A 15,386-nucleotide genomic window follows, 5' to 3' on the forward strand; every position below is an offset into this window, starting at 1 on the left:
CAACATCGCCACGCTGTACTCCGGCGGCTACATCGCCTCCGGCCCTGTCGGCACCTCGCGCCAGCCTTCGCCGCACCTGCCGGCTGGCCTTACGCTGCTCGGCTTCGAGGGCGCGGGCGAAGTGCAGACCCCGGTGACCGGCAAAGCGGCCGCGGACCTGCGGCTCGGCGACCGCGTCTGGCTCCGGCACGCCAAGGCTGGCGAACTCGCCGAGCGCTTCACCCACTACCACCTGGTGACCGGCGACCGCGTGGACCGAACCGCCCCCACCTACCGCGGCGAACACCAGGTTTTCGGCTGACCCGGCCTACCCACAGCCCCCACCCGTCCCTGGGGGGCGTCCCCGCTCCAGTCTACCGGCCCACCCGAGCGGAGAGCCCCGGCTGAGGCAGGTTGTCCACAGGTGTGCATTCGTGTGGACAACTTTTGTGGATAACTTGGCCGGGGTGGGGTCGAGGCAACGCTCGGGCTGAGAGCGAGTGGCGTTGGCCCAGGTCAGGGGCGGTGTCGGGCGCCGGGGCAGCGGGAAGTGGCCGCCCCGGCGGTGGTGGGTGGTGTCACTCGCCGAATTTGCTCGCCAAGTAGCCCTTGACCACGTACTTTGCCTCCGTCACGAGGTGCTCGTCGCCGCGGGGGTCGCGGCGGAACGCCAGTTTGAGGAGCGCGTCGGCGACCTCGTTGGCGATCGTGATGGCGAACCTGAGGTCCTCGATCGGGCGGTCGACCCGGGCGGCGAGGATGTCGGTCAGCGAGTCGACGATGACCGCGTTGTTGTCGCGCTGGTCGTCGAGCAGCTGGAGGTCCACGACGTCGCCGAAGTGGACCTTCGAGAAGCCGGGCACCTCGCGGTGCATGCGCAGGTAGAGGTCGAGGATCGAGTCGACGACCTCCCACCAGTGACCGTCGTCGAGCTGGCCGAGCCGCTCGCCGACCGACGCGACGAACCGCTCCAGGTTCCGCTGGGTCAGCGCCTGCACCACAGCCCGTTTGTCGGGGAAGAACTGGTATAGCGAGCCGACCGCCACGCCCGCCCGTTTGGCGATCAACGTCGTGGTCAGCGCGTCGTAGCCGAATTCGTCGATCAGTTCGGCGCTCGCGTCGAGCATCTGCTCGACGCGTTTCGCGCTGCGTTGCTGGACGGGCTGCCGCCGAAGCGGCGTCGTCTCCGCCGGTGCCTTCGCGGCCTGAATGTCGGACACTCGCCCTCCTTCTATGCTGATCAGGGACTTTATCGTGCCGATGGGCTTCCCCACGGTCGAGTGACGACCTAGTATATGAGAACTTTTCATGTTCATTCGATCGTGCCCCCGCTGAAAGGTGCGTCCGTGGTGGAAAACCCGGCCTTCCCGCCCGATTTCCTGTGGGGTGTCTCCACGTCGGCGTTCCAGATCGAGGGCGCCACCTCCGAAGGGGGGCGCGGACCGTCCATCTGGGACACCTTCACCGCGACCGACGGGAAGATCGCACGCGGTGAGCACGCCAACGTAGCGGCGGATCACTACCACCGCTACCCGGAGGACATCGCGCTCATGGCCGAGCTCGGGGTCGGCGCCTACCGGATGTCCTTTGCCTGGCCCCGGATCCAGCCCGACGGCAAGGGTTCGCCCAACGCCGAAGGCCTCGACTTCTACGACCGGCTCCTCGACAACGTCTGCGAAGCGGGCATCGCCCCGGTCGCGACGCTGTACCACTGGGACACCCCGCAGGCGCTCGAAGACACCGGCGGCTGGCTCGCCCGTGACACCGCCAAGCGTTTCGGTGAGTACGCGGCCATCGTCGGCGAGCGCTTCGCCGATCGCGTCAAGATGTGGATCCCGCTCAACGAGCCCATGGTCATGTCGATTTACGGGTACGCCATCGGCGAGTACGCGCCCGGCCAGTTCCTCCTGCTAGACGCCATCCCCACCGCGCAATACCAGCACCTCGCGCACGGCTTGGCCGTCCAGGCGCTGCGGGCCGCGGGTGCCACGAGCGTCGGCACCGCGAACAACCACTCGCCGATCTGGGCCGCCGCCGACAGCAACACTGACGAGGACACTGACGAGGACGCCGCCGCCGCGGACTGGCTCGACGCGCTCATCAACCGGACCTACGCCGAGCCCGTGCTGCTCGGCAGCTATCCCGAGCAGATCGTCGAGCACCTGCCAGCCGGATTCGCCGACGACCTCCCGACGATCGCGCAGCCCCTCGACTTCTACGGCGTCAACTACTACGAGCCGCAGGGCGTCGCCGCCCCCGGTGAAGGGAACCCCCTTCCGTTCGAGCTCCAGGCGGTCGAGGGTTACCCGATGACCACGAACGACTCGCCGATCGTGCCGCACGGGCTGCGCGAGTTGCTCGTGTCCTTCCACGACCGCTACCGCGAGCACCTGCCGCCGATCCACATCACCGAGAACGGCTGCAGCTTCGCCGACGAGGTCGGCGCGGACGGCGCGGTGCACGACCCCGAGCGCATCGACTTCCTCGAGGGCCACCTCGCCGCCGTCCGGCAGGCGATGGACGCCGGGGTCGACGTCCGCGGCTACTTCGTCTGGTCGCTCCTGGACAACTTCGAGTGGTCCAAGGGCTACGCGCCGCGCTTCGGCCTGGTGCACGTCGACTACGAGACACAGAAACGGACGCCGAAGGATTCCTTCGCCTGGTACCAGGAGTTGTTACGCCATGAGTGAGGCAACCACGTCGGTAGTGCCCGAGGCGCTGGCTGAGCCGACGATCCGGGTCCGCGGCGGCTGGATGAGCCTGCTGTTCTTCGCCAACATCGCGCTATGGCTGGGTATCTACGCGCCCATCCAGGTGTTGCTGCCGCAGCAGGCCGAGCTGCTCGACGCGGGGAACAAGGAGTTCGTGTTCGGCCTGGTCACCGGCATCGGCGCGCTCGTCGCGCTGCTGGCCAACCCCGCGGTCGGCCTGGTCTCGGACCGCACGTGCTCGCGGTTCGGCCGTCGTCACCCGTGGACGGTCGCGGGCGCTTCCGTCGCGGCCATCGGGCTGCTCGTGCTGGCGATCGCGCCGGACGTCGCGCTCATGGTCGTCGGCTGGTGCCTGGTCCAGGGCGGGCTGAACGGCATGCTCGCCACCCTGATGTCGGCCATCGCCGACCGGGTGCCGGTCGGCCAGCGGGCGCAGGTCGGTGGCCTGGTCGGGATCGCCCAGATGCTCGGGACCGTGCTCGGCGCGGTGGTCGTCGTGGTGATGTTGAGCGTCGCGGGCCTGCCTGCCGCCTACGCCGTCTGCGCGGGGCTCGTGCTCGCGGGCGCCGCGGTGTTCGTCCTGCGGACGCCCGACGCGCGGCTCCCGCTCGCCTTCCGGCCGTCCGGCGAGCTCAAGGAGATTCTCGCGAACCTGTGGATCTCCCCGCGCCGCCACCCGGATTTCGCCTGGGCGTGGGGCACCCACTTCATGATCAACCTCGGTAACGCGCTCGGCACGCTCTACCTGCTGTTCTTCCTCAAGGACGCGGTGCACTACAGCGATCCGGACACCGGCCTGCTGATCATGATGGGGCTCTACGGCGTCGCGCTCGTGTTCGGCGCGCTGCTGGCCGGGCACTTCTCGGACAAGTCCGGACGGCGGAAGCCGTACGTCCTGCTGGCCTCGGCCGTGATGGCGGTCGCGGCGCTGATCCTGGTGGTGTGGCAGACCTGGACGGCCGCGCTGATCGCCTCGCCGCTGCTCGGGGTCGGGTTCGGCGCCTACATGGCCGTCGCGCTCGCGATGCTGACCCAGGTGCTGCCCGCCGCACAGGACCGGGCGAAGGACCTCGGCGTGGTCAACATCGCGAACTCGCTGCCGCAGGTCATCGCGCCGCTGCTGACGACGCTGATCCTGGCTTCGCTGGGTGGGTACTCGGGCCTGTTCGGCGCTTCGGCCGTGGCCACGCTGATCGCGGGCGTCCTGGTGACTCGCGTGAAATCCGTGCGGTAGTCGCCAGGACGCGGCGAGGTGGAGACCGCGGACCGGTGCCGGTCGGGGGAGGGGAGTGCAACGGCACCGGCCCGCGGAGTTCGGGGCCCACAAGGGAAAAAGGTGGGGGGCAGCAGCTTGCTCTCTGCAAGATCGCGAGCTGCCTTGGTGATCATCAATCTAACTGCGGATTGGCCTCTCCGCTAGGTGTTCGGCGAAGAATGTTCGATTAATCGCGGAAGAGGCCTGCGGATACCGGAGGTGGAGACCCGAGAGCCGGCTCGTCACGGTCGGGGGTACGGACGAGCCGGCACTCGGCAAAGGCGAGAGAGTGGCGTCAACCCGATTGGGGGCAGTCGGTCGGTCACACACTCGCCGGTCGGGGGGTCAGGCGCCCAGCGCCGCGCGGCGAGGGGTCACGAGTGCGTGCCGTCCCGTCGTTTCCGCTGGCGACGGCGCGCTCGCGGCCCTGGTCGGCTGGCCGGGAACGACGCCCGTGCGCCTGCCCTGGCGCCGCGGGTCGCCGGCCAGCCCGTTCTGCTGCGGCGCGAGACCGCCGGCGACGAGGTGCTCGTGCGCGACCTGCCACACGGAGCACGGCGCCTTGCAGCGGTGCCACCGGGTCGAGCAGGTGGGGCAGTCACCGCGCTCGTCGGGCTCGTGCGCGAGGAGCATGGCGCGCCAGCCCTCGGTCAGCCGGGGGAGCTCGGAGCGCGCTACGGACACCAAAGACTGGGCGTCAGCGCGGGTCGCGAGATCGGAGAGCATGTCGAGGCGTTCCCAGACCGCATTGCGGAGAACCTGCCCTAGGACCTGATCCACGTGGAACTCACCGTTACCTTTCCGCCAGTTTGGCGGCTTCGTTGAGCGCTGCCCTGAGCTGGCCCAGCTGGCCGGTCGTCATGCGCGCTGTCTCTCCCGGCGGTGATACGAGAACCACCTGGTTGTCTTCGACGAACACCGTCACGGCGCGTTCGCGGCTGATGAGGTCGCCGACCTGCACCCGCCACACGAGCTGACCGCCTTCGTAGCGGCGGATGCTCGCGGTGCGCGGGTCCACCGCGGCCGACGGGGACAGCGGGCTCACCGAGCGGGCCACCGTGGCGGGGCCGGCGGCGCCACCGGGTCGCAGCTGGTGCGTGCCCGCCGTGGCGACGCGCCCGGAAGTCATGGAGCCTGATGCGATCGAGTCCACGAACTCCACTGACTCATCTCCGCTCTTGTCTCTCTTACCGCTGGTCCCGCTTCGGACGATGTCCGCTCCCGTGGGGGACCGGAGATCTTCGTAGCTCTGGGTGATCGCGGCCGGTACCCGGGCGGTCACGGAGAACTGAGAACTACAGTGAAGTGAAACCGAGTGCGATAGAAGGTCGAAACGGCGTCATAGCGGTGACCGGACCCGGTTCCACGGTAAGCGGTCAACGAACTTCGCCCGGGCCGATCAGGGTGGCAGTTCCACGGTTTCACGCGGTTAACTAGCTGTGCTTACGCTGTTCCCAGACGCCCGACGGATTGTGAGGGTGCGCAATGGACGCCAGTACCGGTGGCAAGAGCCATCCCATCCCGGCTGATGCCTGGGAGCATCCGGAGATGAGAGCGGCGCTGGCGGCGCGGGAGATCAGCTCCGTGTACCGGTTGTTGCGCAAGCATGGTGTGTCGCAGCGGCAGATCGCGGCGATGACCGGGCAATCACAGTCCGAGGTCTCGGAGATCCTCAAAGGACGCCAGGTCATGGCCTACGACGTGCTCACCCGGATCTCTGATGGCCTCGGCGTCCCCCGTGGATACATGGGTCTCGCCTACGACGAGGCAACAGCGATACGGGTCGTCGGTGCCGCCGGCGGCCAGCAGGCGGAGGAGGACGAGTCCGTGAAGCGACGGAGGTTCCTCGCACATGCCGCCCAGGTCACGATGGGTGCGGCGGTGTTCGGACCGGAATCGGGAACAACGTGGTCCTCGGGCCCGGCGCGGACGCCGGCCCCCGGCCGCATCGGGATGACCGACGTGCGCCAGGTCGAGGCCGCGACCAGGGCGTTGCGTGCGCTGGACTACCAGTACGGCGGCGGTTTCTGTCGCGACGCCGTGGTCGCCCAGCTGTCATGGGGACAGCAGATGCTCGAGTCCAACGGGACCGAGATGGTCAAGACCCGCCTGTTCGTCGCGCTCGCCGACCTGCACAGCCTCGCCGGCTGGACCTCGTTCGACACCGGCCTGATGGACTCCGCCCGCGGCCACTTCGCGAACGCGCTGGACCTGGCCAAACAGGGCGAGAACCACCCGCTCGTCGCGAACGTGCTCTACCGGATGGGCCGCGTCTACCTGCACCAGGACGCCGCCAACGACGCGCTGAAGCTGTTCCAGCTCGGCCAGATCGCCGCCCAGGAATCGGGCTCCGAGCTGGCGGTCGCGATCCTCTGCGCCAACGAGGCCTGGGCCTACGCGATGATGGGCAACGAGGAGCAGGCCGTGAAGCTGCTCGGCCGGAGCAAGGACGAGTTCGCCCGCGCTGACCTGGTGAACGCCGCCTCCTGGGCCAAGTTCTTCAACGAGACCGACGTCTACGCGATGATCGGCACCGTGCACACCGTGCTCGCGCAGAAGAACCCCGAGCACACCAAGTACGCCATCCCGGCGCTGACCAAGGCCGTCGAGGCCTACGACGACGACATGGCCCGCAGCAAGACGTTCATGCTGAGCGCGCTGGCCACGAATCACCTGCTCGACGGGGATCTCGATCATGGCTCCCGGGTCGGCGGCAAGGCGCTCGACTGCGCCGAGGGCATCAGGTCGGAGCGGGTGAAGGACCGGATGCGCCCGATGCAGGAAGAGGCCGAGCGGCGCCGCAACAACGCCGACGCCCGCGACCTCGCCGACCGCCTGCACTCCTTCTACGCGGCCTGATCCGCGCGGGGAACAGGCAGCTGGGCACGTCTTGGACGGCCGCTTCACCGCTGAAAAGCTGCACGGCGCGCTGGCCGGTGCCTGCGCGCTGCTCGGCCTGGATCCGGCAGGCGCGCGGCTGCTGAGATTCACCAACAACGCCGTCTACGCGCTCGCGGACGCGCCGGTCGTCGTGCGGATCGTCGGTTCGACGAAGCTGCGGCACCGGGTCGGCACGGTGGTGCTGGTCGCCCAGCACTTCGAGCGCCACGACGTCCCGGCGATCCGCCTGCTTCCCGGCGTTGAGCAGCCGTTGCGCGTCGGCGAGCACCTGGTGACCATGTGGCGGCGGGTGGCCGACACCGGCAGGCTCGCCACCGGCGCGGACCTCGCGTCCCTGCTGCGGAAGGTGCACGCCCTGCCGCCGCCCGAGGGGCTTCCCGACTGGGCGCCGTTCGCCGCCGTCCGGGCCAGGGTGTCCGACGCCGAGGAGCTCGGCGAGGGCGACCGGCGGTTCCTCCTGGAGCGTTGCGCCGAGGTCGAGGCCGCCCTCGCCGAGCTGGACTTCCCCCTGCCCAGGGGCCTCGTCCACGGCGACGCGTACCCCGGAAACATCATCTGCGGGCCCGACGGCCCGGTGCTCTGCGATTTCGATTCCTCGTGTGTCGGGCCGCCGGAATGGGACCTGACGCCGCTCGCGGTCGGCCGTGAACGGTTCGGTGATCCGCCTGGCCGTTATCGCTCGCTGGCCGAAACCTACGGCTTCGACGTCACGACCTGGCCCGGTTTCACGGTGCTGCGAGCGGTCCGGGAGCTGAAGCTGACGACGAGCGTCCTGCCGATCCTCCGCAGCAGGCCCACGGTGCGCCCGGAGTTGCGTCGGCGGCTCGATGACCTGCGGCAAGGACGCACCGACGTCCGGTGGTCGCGCTACCGCTGAGCTACTTCGCGCGGCTGATAAAGCCTTTCTGCACGTGCATTCGACGACGCCAAATGACCGTTCGTCGTTTGCCCGAAAAGGGCCAACAATGGGTGACAAATTCGGCCCGACCTATCACTTCTAATGGGCTACCGGTAATCCCTATGCGCAACTTGCAGCTACTGTGTGTATTTATGGCGCGCTTTCGGGAACGTGTCGACAAGGCTTGACTTGGGTGGGTCTGTCGCGTTGGGCTGAGGGGGCGCCTTGCCGCCACGTTCCCGAGGCCTTCGGCCAAAAGAGGGCGCGGCACTTCAAGGGATCAAGAGACTTGGGTCGCGTGAGCCGTGGTTGCGTAAGCCGTGGTGGGGTCTGGTGGGTCGCGTGAGCCGTGGTCGGGTTCGCTGTGATCGGGTCTGGTGGGTCGCGTGAGCCGTGGTCGGGTTCGCTGTGATCGGGTCTGGTGGGTCGGGGTGGCCGTGGTCGTGGTGAGGCGAGCAGCTGAAGGTCGCCCTTGGTGCGTTGGGTGCACCAAAGGCGACCCTTGCTGCGTTGAACGCAGCAAGGGCGACCTTCAGCGGATCAGGAGATGGTGACGGGGGCGCGGGTGAGGACCACCGCGAAGCCGAAAGCCAGGCCCATGATCGTCAGCTCCAGTGTTGCCCAGGTGGCCAGCGCCGTGCGGTTGTGGCGGATGATCTGCGGCATCAGCTTCCAGCGCGCGTGCGCCCCGAGCAGCGCGATCGCGCCCGTGCACAGCAGCTTGAGCAGCATCAGCTGCCCGTACGGCGTCTGGAACACCGCCGTCCAGAAGCCGAGCGTCGGGTTCAGCGAGATCTCGACCAGGCCGTTGAACAGCCCGGTCACCGTCGACAGGACCAGGCACAGTGTCGCGAGCTTCGAAAACCGCGGCAGCGAGTGTGCCAGCAGCGTCCGGTTCCCGGCGAGCAGCACCGCCATCGCGCCGAGGCCGCCCGTCCAGGCGACCGCGCTCATGACGTGCAGTTCCATCGAGATCATCGTGTAGTCGTGGTAGTTCCAGTTCGACGCGTGCCCGGTCACCGGTAGCGGCAGCAGCGCGAACAGGCCCAGCCCGACGCGCACCTCCGCCGGGACCTTCTCGCCGTGCCGCAGCGCGAGCGCGCCCAGCCCGGCGTGCAGCAGGGCGAGCACCGCGACGATCAGCAGCGCCTTGCCCGCGCCGACCTCGGCGATGTACCGGCCGAGGTCGGACGCGGTGAGCGTCCCGGACCCCGGCCGGTACTCGGCCGTCTGCAGGATGAGCGTGACCAGCGCCGTCGCCGCCCACACCAGTGCCGCGGCGACGCCAGCCGGACGGGCGAGCCGCAGCACCGGTTCGGACAGTTTCGGCCGGTCGTAGCCGACCAGCACCGAAAGCAGTGCCAGCCCGATCGTGGCCACTGCCGCGAGATCCAGCAGTACCCGCACGATCGGGATGGCGGCCGTGACCACCCCACTGGCCTCCGTCACCCCGGGAACCGGGGCGGTGGCGGTCAGCGCGACGCCGATGAGCGCGCCGAGCAGGCCCGCCGTGACCACGCACAACAGCGTGGAATAGCGGACCGGTGAGGTGGTCGGGGCCTGGGTCATGACTGCTTGGACCCCGAATCCGCGTCGGCCTTCGGGCCGGCGCCGGTGCGCAGCGCCACCGTCAGCCCGATGGCCAGCAGGACCACCGCACCGGCGATCCACACCCAGATCGGGACGCCGGTCGAGCCGCCGCCGGTGGCCGGGCTCGCCCCCGGCTGCCCGGCGACGCCCTTGGCCGCGTCGACGCTCGCCGGGGTGCCGGTGCCCGCTGCGGTGAGGGTGAACGGCACTTCACCGGTCACCGCGTGGCCGTCGGCGGAGAGGATCCGGTAGCCGACGACGTACTTGCCCGGCGGGCCGAGCGGGCGCAGCGGCGCGGTGACGACGTTGTCCTTGACCTCGACCGTGCCCTCCGCCCACTGGCCGCCGTTCGGCCCGGTCACCGCGACCTGGTCGTTGCCTGCCTGCACGTACTGGTCGAAGGTCAGCGTGATCTTCGACGGCCCGACGGTGACGGAAGCGTCCTTCGCCGGGTCGGCGGAGATCAGCACGTTGTGGGCCAGCGCCGGGGTGGCCAGGCCGAGCATGGCCACCCCGGTCAGTGCCAGCGCGATGAGCGCTTTGCGCATTATTCGGTTCCTTCGGTCCTGCTCGAAGCGGCGGCGGCACCCGCCTTGCGGGCCCGCAGGGTCGCGCCGACACCAACACCGACACCGAGACCGAGGGCGCCGACGACCAGTCCGGCACCGCCGAGCCAGCGCGCGGTGTTGTCCGACGACGAAGCCGCCGTGGCTTCAGTGTGCCCGTCCGCGGCGGTGGCGACCGCCGGGGCGGCGTGACCGTCACCGCTTTCGGCGGCCCCGAGCTTCAGTGCGGGCGCCGGGTACTCCGGCTCCTCGCCACCGGCGGGGGTGGGCTGGTTCCAGTCCACGACCTTGCCGCTGTCGTAGGTCTGTTTCGCCGGGAACTCGATCTCGTCGACGTTGGACGGCAGCGGCCCCGCGCTGATGTCGAACTCCTGGTACTCAGTGCCGCCGATCTTGGTGCCGGGCTGCGCGGTCCAGGTGATGGACGTGACGGCCTCGGTGATCTCCGTGCCGGACGCGGTTTTCACCGGCGCGGGCAGCTTGGACTTGGTGACCACCGCGGTCCAGCCGGGAAGCGGTTTGGTGCGCGCGCTGCCGATGCCGTACTCGGGCTTGAGCGCGATCTCGACCTTGGTGGTGCCGGCGGCCGGGTCCTCGTTCGGCACCCGGAAGACGATCGCGCCGTACCCGCCCTTGGCCAGCTGAGGGCCGTAGACGTTGGCGCTGACGTGCGCGGACGCGATGCCGGCGCCGAGCAGGCCGGTGACGCCGACGGTGGCGGCCAGTAAACCGGCGCGCTTCAAGACGTGATGGGACATGACTGCTCCTGAACGGGAGAAAGGTGACGGTGAGCCCTCGAAGGGCCACACGCGGAAGACGGAGATGGGGTTCAGGACCAGACCGGCGGGCCGCGCCTGCCTTGCACGCGGCAGAGGACGACGTCGAGGAGGTGGCCGGGGCCCGCCGGGAGCGCGAGCACCGGGGACGGCGCCGCGACGGGCACCGGCAGCGGCCGGTGGACCAGCGGCAGCAGCGCGCGCAGGCAGGAAAGCACGGTGAGCAGGAGCGCGTCGGCCCTGGCCAGCAGCAGCGCGAGGAGGATCGTGGCGCTCCCGTGCGCGGCGGTCATGGTCATCCCGCCGCCCATCGCGGCGCCGCTCATCCCGGCATGCGTGTCGAGGCTGGTGAGTACGAGGTGCATCACCACCTGACCGCCGCCGAGCACGGCCGCGGTGGCGAGCGGGCCGCGGGCCTTCCCGGCGAGCGCGGCCGCCGTCCAGCCGATGAGCGCGGTGAGGAGCAGGGTGAGCGCCGGGTCCGGCATCCCGCCGTCGGCGACGGCGTGCGCGGTGATCGTCAGCGCCGCCGAACTCACTGCGAGCATCCCGCCACGCACTGCGCGTAATGCGCCGTGGTGTCGCTTCCGGATGCTCACGGGCTCAGCGTATGGGACGCGCGAAGAGCCGCGCGACACCGTCCCGGCTAGTGAGCAAGGTGGAATAAGCACAGTCGGTGAATCTTGTCCATATCGAGGTTTTACCTGGTCAGAGCCAGGCGATCGGACTAATTGGCGGTGACGCACCGCTACTGATGGTTGCCGAACAGGCGGTTATGGGGAACGGTGAGCCCACCGAAAGACGGCAAGGGGGTTTAAACCGTTCCCTTTTCGGGTAGCAGTGCCCCGATTCACGACCTACTCCGAATGGGTGATGGCCGATCCTAAAACGCGGCGGGAGAACCAACACGCGATGAATCTCTTCGAGTACATCTCGGACAGGTGGGACAAGCTCTCGCTGGAGGCGTTGCTGCACGTCAGCGCCGTAGTGCAGTGCACAGTGCTGGCCGCGGTGGCCGGGGTGCTGATCGGGGTCGCGGTCTACCGCAGCGCCGTCGGCTCCGCACTGGCCACGGCACTGGCCAGCACGATTCTCACCATCCCGTCCTTCGCCCTGCTGGGCCTGCTGATCCCGATCTCGGGGCTGGGCTCCACGACCACGGTGATCGCGCTGGTGCTCTACGCGCTGCTGCCGATCATCCGGAACACCATCGTGGGACTCGCCGGGGTCGATCCCGCGGTGACCGACGCCGCGAGGGGCATCGGGATGAGCCGCATCGGCGTTCTGACCAGGGTGGAGCTGCGGCTCGCCTGGCCTGCCGTGCTCGCCGGGATGCGGGTCGCGACCCAGATGCTGATGGGCATCGCGGTCATCGCGGCCTACGCGAAGGGTCCGGGCCTCGGCTCGCAGATCTTCTCCGGCCTGGCCAACGCCGGGAGCGCGAACTCGCTCAACGAGGCGCTCAGCGGCACGCTCGGCGTGGTCATTCTCGCGCTGATCCTCGATGGCGTCTACGTACTGATCAACCGTCTGACTGTTTCAAGGGGTGTCCGTGGCTGAGCACGCTGTTTCCACTACAGACGGGGTCTCCGGCGTCGAAATCGAGCTGGAGCACGTCACCAAGCGCTACCCGGGCACCCGCGAAGCGGCCGTCGACGACTTCTCCATGATCGTTCCCGCCGGGAAGATCGTGGTGTTCGTCGGCCCGTCCGGCTGTGGCAAGACCACGACCATGCGGATGATCAACCGGCTGATCGAGCCCACGTCCGGCCGGATCACCATCGGCGGCGACGACGCGCTCAAGCTCGACGTCGACACGCTGCGCCGCCGCATCGGCTACGCGATCCAGCAGGCCGGGCTGTTCCCGCACTTCACCGTCGCGCAGAACATCGGCGTCGTGCCGGGCCTGCTCGGCTGGGACAAGCAGAAGGTGACCTCGCGCGTCGAGGAGATGATGGACCTCGTCGGCTTGGACCCGGCCGACTTCCGTGACCGCTACCCCCGCCAGCTCTCCGGCGGCCAGCAGCAGCGGGTCGGCGTCGCGCGGGCGCTCGCCGCGGATCCGCCGGTGCTGCTGATGGACGAGCCGTTCGGCGCGGTCGACCCGATCACTCGCGGCAACCTGCAGGACGAGCTCCTGCGGCTGCAGACCGAGCTCAAGAAGACGATCGTGTTCGTCACGCACGACTTCGACGAGGCCGTGAAGCTCGGCGACAAGATCGCGGTGCTCGGCAACTCCTCGACGATCCTGCAGTACGACACCCCGGACGCGATCCTCGCCAACCCGGCCAACGACACCGTCGCCGGTTTCGTCGGCGCGGGCGCGTCGCTCAAGCAGCTCACGCTGCTGCGGGTGCGTGACGTCGAGCTCAAGCAGGACGCGCTCACCGCCGGTCTGGACGACTCGCCCGCCGAGGTGCGCGACAAGCTGACCCAGGCGCGCAAGCGCTTCGTGCTGGTCCTCGACCATCGCCGCCGCCCGACTCGCTGGGTGCACGTCCGCGAGCTCGGCACGGCGTCGTCGCTGGGCTCGGTCGGTAAGCCGCTGCGGGACGTCGTCAGCCTGCAGTCGACCCTGCAGGACGCGCTGGAGGCCATGCTCGCCGAGGGCGGCGGCGTGCCGGTGACCGGTCCGAAGGGCGAGTACGCGGGCACCATCGAGCTCGACACGGTGATCGCGACGCTCCACCAGCTGCGTGAGGACCACGCCGACGATCACGTTGACGGACACACAGAAGGCGCGTCGGCATGACAGCGGCTGTCGACATCGGTTTCTCCACCGAGTCCACGTCAAAGCGCGCCGAGCGGGTCCGCCTGTTCGCCCAGCCCGCGGTGGTGCTCGTCGTCGTGGCCGCCGTGCTGATCTGGGTGTTCTCCAGTGACCTCACGGCCACCGAGAAGGAGACCCTCAACTCGAGTTCGCTGTTCTCGGCGTTGTGGGCCCACCTGCTGATCACCATCGTGGTCACCGCGATCGTGCTGGTCGTCGCGGTGCCGCTGGGGGTGATCGCGACCCGGCCATGGGCGAAATGGGCCGCCCCGATCTTCCTGGCCATCGCGAACATCGGCCAGGCCGCACCGGCACTCGGCGTGCTGGTGCTCTGGTTCATCGTGACCGGGGCGGAGGGCGGGCTGTGGGTCGCGGCGCTGCCGCTGGCCTTCTACTCGCTGCTCCCGGTGCTGCGGAACACGATGGTCGGCCTCCAGCAGGTCGACCCGTCGCTGATCGACGCCGGGCGCGGCATCGGCATGTCGGGGGCGGGCGTGCTGTGGCGCGTCGAGTTCCCGCTGGCCGTCCCGCTGGTGCTGGCCGGGCTGCGCACCTCGCTGGTGCTCGCCGTCGGGACCGCGACGTTCGCCATGTTCGTCAACGCCGGCGGCTTCGGCCTGCTGATCGAGACCGGCTACAAGCTCAACCTGACGAAGGTGCTGATCACCGGTTCCGTGCTCGCCGTCGCGCTGGCCCTGCTGGTGGACTGGCTGGGCGCGGTCGCCGAACAACTCCTCGGACCGAAGGGACTGCGCTGATGGCTCTGCCCTCGAAAAGCACTCGCAGGACCATCAAGGCATTGGCAGGCGCGGCGTTGCTCACAGTCTCACTCGCCGCGTGCGGGCTGGACGTCAACACCGGCCTGCCGTACACGATCAAACCCGGCTCCATCAAGGCGATCCCGTCGGTGCAGGGGCTGAAGGTGACGGTGGGGTCCAAGGACTTCACCGAGAACATCATCCTCGGCTACATGGCCGAAATGGCCCTGTCCGCGGCGGGCGCCGACGTGGTCGACCTGACCGACATCAAGGGCTCCAACTCCTCGCGGCAGGCGCTGATCAACGCGCAGACCGACGTGACCTGGGAGTACACCGGCACCGGCTGGATCAACTACCAGGGCAACGAGCTGCCGGTCCCCGGCGGCGAGCAGGCACAGTACGACGCGACTGCCAAGGCCGACAAGGAGAAGAACGGCATCACCTGGCTGCAGTACTCGCCGCTGAACGACCAGTACGCCTTCGCCGTGACAGAGGAGTACGCGGCGAAGAACAACCTGAAGACCGTCTCGGATCTGACGGCGTTCCTGAAGCAGAAGCCGGACCAGTCGGTGTTCTGCCTGGAGACGGAGTTCACCAGCCGCCAGGACGGGTTCCCCGCGGCCAACAAGGCCTACGGCTACCCGGTCGGCACGGTGAAGAACTTCGGCATCGGCACGATCTACTCGGCGATCTCGCAGGGCACCTGCCAGATCGGCGAGGTCTTCACCACCGACGGCCGGATCTCCGGGCTGAAGCTCAAGGTGCTCGAGGACGACAAGAAAGCGTTCCCGCAGTACAACGCGGCGGTGACGATGCGAACCGAGTTCCTCGACCAGCACCCCGACCTGCGCGGCCCGCTGGAGACCGTCACCAAGGCGATCACCAACGAGCAGATGGTCGAGCTCTGCAAGCAGGTCGACGTCGACGGCCGCGACGCCGGCGCGGTGGCCCGCGACTGGATGGTGTCGAAGGGCTTCATCACCACTGAATAACGCGTGTCATGAAAGGGTCGTTGAGGGCAAAAAGTGTCCGCAACGACCCTTTCATGACACCTGGGACTAGTACTACAGAGCTAGATCTTTGCGTGTCGGTTCGTGATATCGGCTGCTGGTTGTGCGAGTGTTTGCGTGTGACCATTCCTTCTGCTGGGCGGGCTGGCGTCGCGGGCGGTGCGACTCGGGA

Annotated in this window: 15 protein-coding genes and 1 pseudogene; 9 read left to right on the forward strand and 7 right to left on the reverse strand. The window is 68.8% G+C overall.

Annotation, left to right across the window (positions count from 1 at the left end; genetic code table 11):
* Positions 1 to 301 (forward strand): annotated as a pseudogene (locus tag QMK34_RS43445) (amino acid deaminase/aldolase); the annotation flags it as partial.
* A gap of 256 nt (positions 302 to 557) precedes the next feature.
* Here the strand turns inward: QMK34_RS43445 and QMK34_RS43450 are convergent.
* Positions 558 to 1,199: a TetR family transcriptional regulator gene (locus QMK34_RS43450; RefSeq protein WP_326420681.1), complete on the reverse strand. Its 642-nt coding sequence runs from the start codon at positions 1,197 to 1,199 to the stop codon at positions 558 to 560.
* A gap of 129 nt (positions 1,200 to 1,328) precedes the next feature.
* Here QMK34_RS43450 and QMK34_RS43455 point away from each other — a divergent pair, with 129 nt between their 5' ends.
* Complete coding sequence (locus tag QMK34_RS43455; protein WP_326420694.1) at positions 1,329 to 2,669, forward strand: GH1 family beta-glucosidase; 1,341 nt, start codon at positions 1,329 to 1,331, stop codon at positions 2,667 to 2,669.
* On the forward strand, positions 2,662 to 3,924 hold the full coding sequence (locus QMK34_RS43460; RefSeq protein WP_326420682.1) for an MFS transporter: 1,263 nt from the start codon (positions 2,662 to 2,664) through the stop codon (positions 3,922 to 3,924). Before QMK34_RS43455 ends, QMK34_RS43460 begins: the two co-directional genes overlap by 8 nt.
* Positions 3,925 to 4,290: 366 nt before the next feature.
* Here the strand turns inward: QMK34_RS43460 and QMK34_RS43465 are convergent, their stop codons facing one another.
* Both QMK34_RS43465 and QMK34_RS43470 read right to left on the reverse strand, forming a co-directional pair.
* Entirely contained in the window at positions 4,291 to 4,725 is a 435-nt protein-coding gene (locus QMK34_RS43465; protein ID WP_326420683.1) for a hypothetical protein, read from the reverse strand.
* Between the two features lie 13 nt (positions 4,726 to 4,738).
* On the reverse strand, positions 4,739 to 5,107 hold the full coding sequence (locus QMK34_RS43470) for a hypothetical protein (RefSeq protein ID WP_326420684.1): 369 nt from the start codon (positions 5,105 to 5,107) through the stop codon (positions 4,739 to 4,741).
* A 323-nt stretch (positions 5,108 to 5,430) separates the two neighbouring features.
* On the opposite strand from QMK34_RS43470, the gene QMK34_RS43475 reads away from it, so the two are divergent.
* The gene (locus QMK34_RS43475; protein ID WP_326420685.1) at positions 5,431 to 6,804 is read left to right on the forward strand and encodes a helix-turn-helix transcriptional regulator; all 1,374 of its coding nucleotides are present in this window, start codon (positions 5,431 to 5,433) and stop codon (positions 6,802 to 6,804) included.
* 31 nt (positions 6,805 to 6,835) lie between these two features.
* Entirely contained in the window at positions 6,836 to 7,723 is an 888-nt protein-coding gene (locus tag QMK34_RS43480) for a phosphotransferase family protein (RefSeq protein ID WP_326420686.1), read from the forward strand.
* A 561-nt stretch (positions 7,724 to 8,284) separates the two neighbouring features.
* Here the strand turns inward: QMK34_RS43480 and QMK34_RS43485 are convergent.
* The 4 genes from QMK34_RS43485 to QMK34_RS43500 all read right to left on the reverse strand — a co-directional run bounded on the left by QMK34_RS43485 (position 8,285) and on the right by QMK34_RS43500 (position 11,224).
* A complete protein-coding gene (locus QMK34_RS43485) occupies positions 8,285 to 9,313 on the reverse strand; it encodes a copper resistance D family protein (RefSeq protein WP_326420687.1) in 1,029 nt (342 codons plus the stop codon).
* Positions 9,310 to 9,882, reverse strand: a complete 573-nt coding sequence (locus QMK34_RS43490; RefSeq protein WP_326420688.1) for a copper resistance CopC family protein — start codon at positions 9,880 to 9,882, stop codon at positions 9,310 to 9,312. Before QMK34_RS43490 ends, QMK34_RS43485 begins: the two co-directional genes overlap by 4 nt.
* Entirely contained in the window at positions 9,882 to 10,658 is a 777-nt protein-coding gene (locus QMK34_RS43495) for a YcnI family copper-binding membrane protein (RefSeq protein WP_326420689.1), read from the reverse strand. The genes QMK34_RS43490 and QMK34_RS43495 overlap by 1 nt, the downstream gene beginning before the upstream one ends.
* 71 nt (positions 10,659 to 10,729) lie before the next feature.
* The gene (locus tag QMK34_RS43500) at positions 10,730 to 11,224 is read right to left on the reverse strand and encodes a hypothetical protein (protein ID WP_326420695.1); all 495 of its coding nucleotides are present in this window, start codon (positions 11,222 to 11,224) and stop codon (positions 10,730 to 10,732) included.
* A gap of 364 nt (positions 11,225 to 11,588) precedes the next feature.
* Here QMK34_RS43500 and QMK34_RS43505 point away from each other — a divergent pair, with 364 nt between their 5' ends.
* Genes QMK34_RS43505 through QMK34_RS43520 form a run of 4 tightly spaced genes read left to right on the forward strand, consistent with a single transcriptional unit; the run spans position 11,589 to position 15,196 of the window.
* A complete protein-coding gene (locus QMK34_RS43505; RefSeq protein ID WP_326420690.1) occupies positions 11,589 to 12,236 on the forward strand; it encodes an ABC transporter permease in 648 nt (215 codons plus the stop codon).
* Positions 12,223 to 13,428 (forward strand): ATP-binding cassette domain-containing protein, encoded by a 1,206-nt coding sequence (locus tag QMK34_RS43510; RefSeq protein WP_326420691.1) that lies wholly within the window; start codon positions 12,223 to 12,225, stop codon positions 13,426 to 13,428. The genes QMK34_RS43505 and QMK34_RS43510 overlap by 14 nt, the downstream gene beginning before the upstream one ends.
* The gene (locus tag QMK34_RS43515; protein ID WP_326420692.1) at positions 13,425 to 14,204 is read left to right on the forward strand and encodes an ABC transporter permease; all 780 of its coding nucleotides are present in this window, start codon (positions 13,425 to 13,427) and stop codon (positions 14,202 to 14,204) included. Before QMK34_RS43510 ends, QMK34_RS43515 begins: the two co-directional genes overlap by 4 nt.
* Positions 14,204 to 15,196: a glycine betaine ABC transporter substrate-binding protein gene (locus tag QMK34_RS43520; RefSeq protein WP_326420693.1), complete on the forward strand. Its 993-nt coding sequence runs from the start codon at positions 14,204 to 14,206 to the stop codon at positions 15,194 to 15,196. The genes QMK34_RS43515 and QMK34_RS43520 overlap by 1 nt, the downstream gene beginning before the upstream one ends.
* Positions 15,197 to 15,386 lie beyond the last annotated feature (190 nt).

This window comes from Amycolatopsis sp. H20-H5 (genome assembly GCF_035828755.1).
Classification (GTDB): domain Bacteria; phylum Actinomycetota; class Actinomycetes; order Mycobacteriales; family Pseudonocardiaceae; genus Amycolatopsis.

Excerpts from the sequence above, each read along its gene's own strand:
- QMK34_RS43460 (WP_326420682.1), top strand. The coding sequence starts at position 2,662 with ATGAGTGAGGCAACCACGTCGGTAGTGCCCGAGGCGCTGGCTGAGCCG.
- QMK34_RS43475 (WP_326420685.1), top strand. The coding sequence starts at position 5,431 with ATGGACGCCAGTACCGGTGGCAAGAGCCATCCCATCCCGGCTGATGCC.
- QMK34_RS43485 (WP_326420687.1), bottom strand. The coding sequence starts at position 9,313 with ATGACCCAGGCCCCGACCACCTCACCGGTCCGCTATTCCACGCTGTTG.
- QMK34_RS43490 (WP_326420688.1), bottom strand. The coding sequence starts at position 9,882 with ATGCGCAAAGCGCTCATCGCGCTGGCACTGACCGGGGTGGCCATGCTC.
- QMK34_RS43495 (WP_326420689.1), bottom strand. The coding sequence starts at position 10,658 with ATGTCCCATCACGTCTTGAAGCGCGCCGGTTTACTGGCCGCCACCGTC.
- QMK34_RS43500 (WP_326420695.1), bottom strand. The coding sequence starts at position 11,224 with ATGCTCGCAGTGAGTTCGGCGGCGCTGACGATCACCGCGCACGCCGTC.
- QMK34_RS43505 (WP_326420690.1), top strand. The coding sequence starts at position 11,589 with ATGAATCTCTTCGAGTACATCTCGGACAGGTGGGACAAGCTCTCGCTG.
- QMK34_RS43515 (WP_326420692.1), top strand. The coding sequence starts at position 13,425 with ATGACAGCGGCTGTCGACATCGGTTTCTCCACCGAGTCCACGTCAAAG.
- QMK34_RS43520 (WP_326420693.1), top strand. The coding sequence starts at position 14,204 with ATGGCTCTGCCCTCGAAAAGCACTCGCAGGACCATCAAGGCATTGGCA.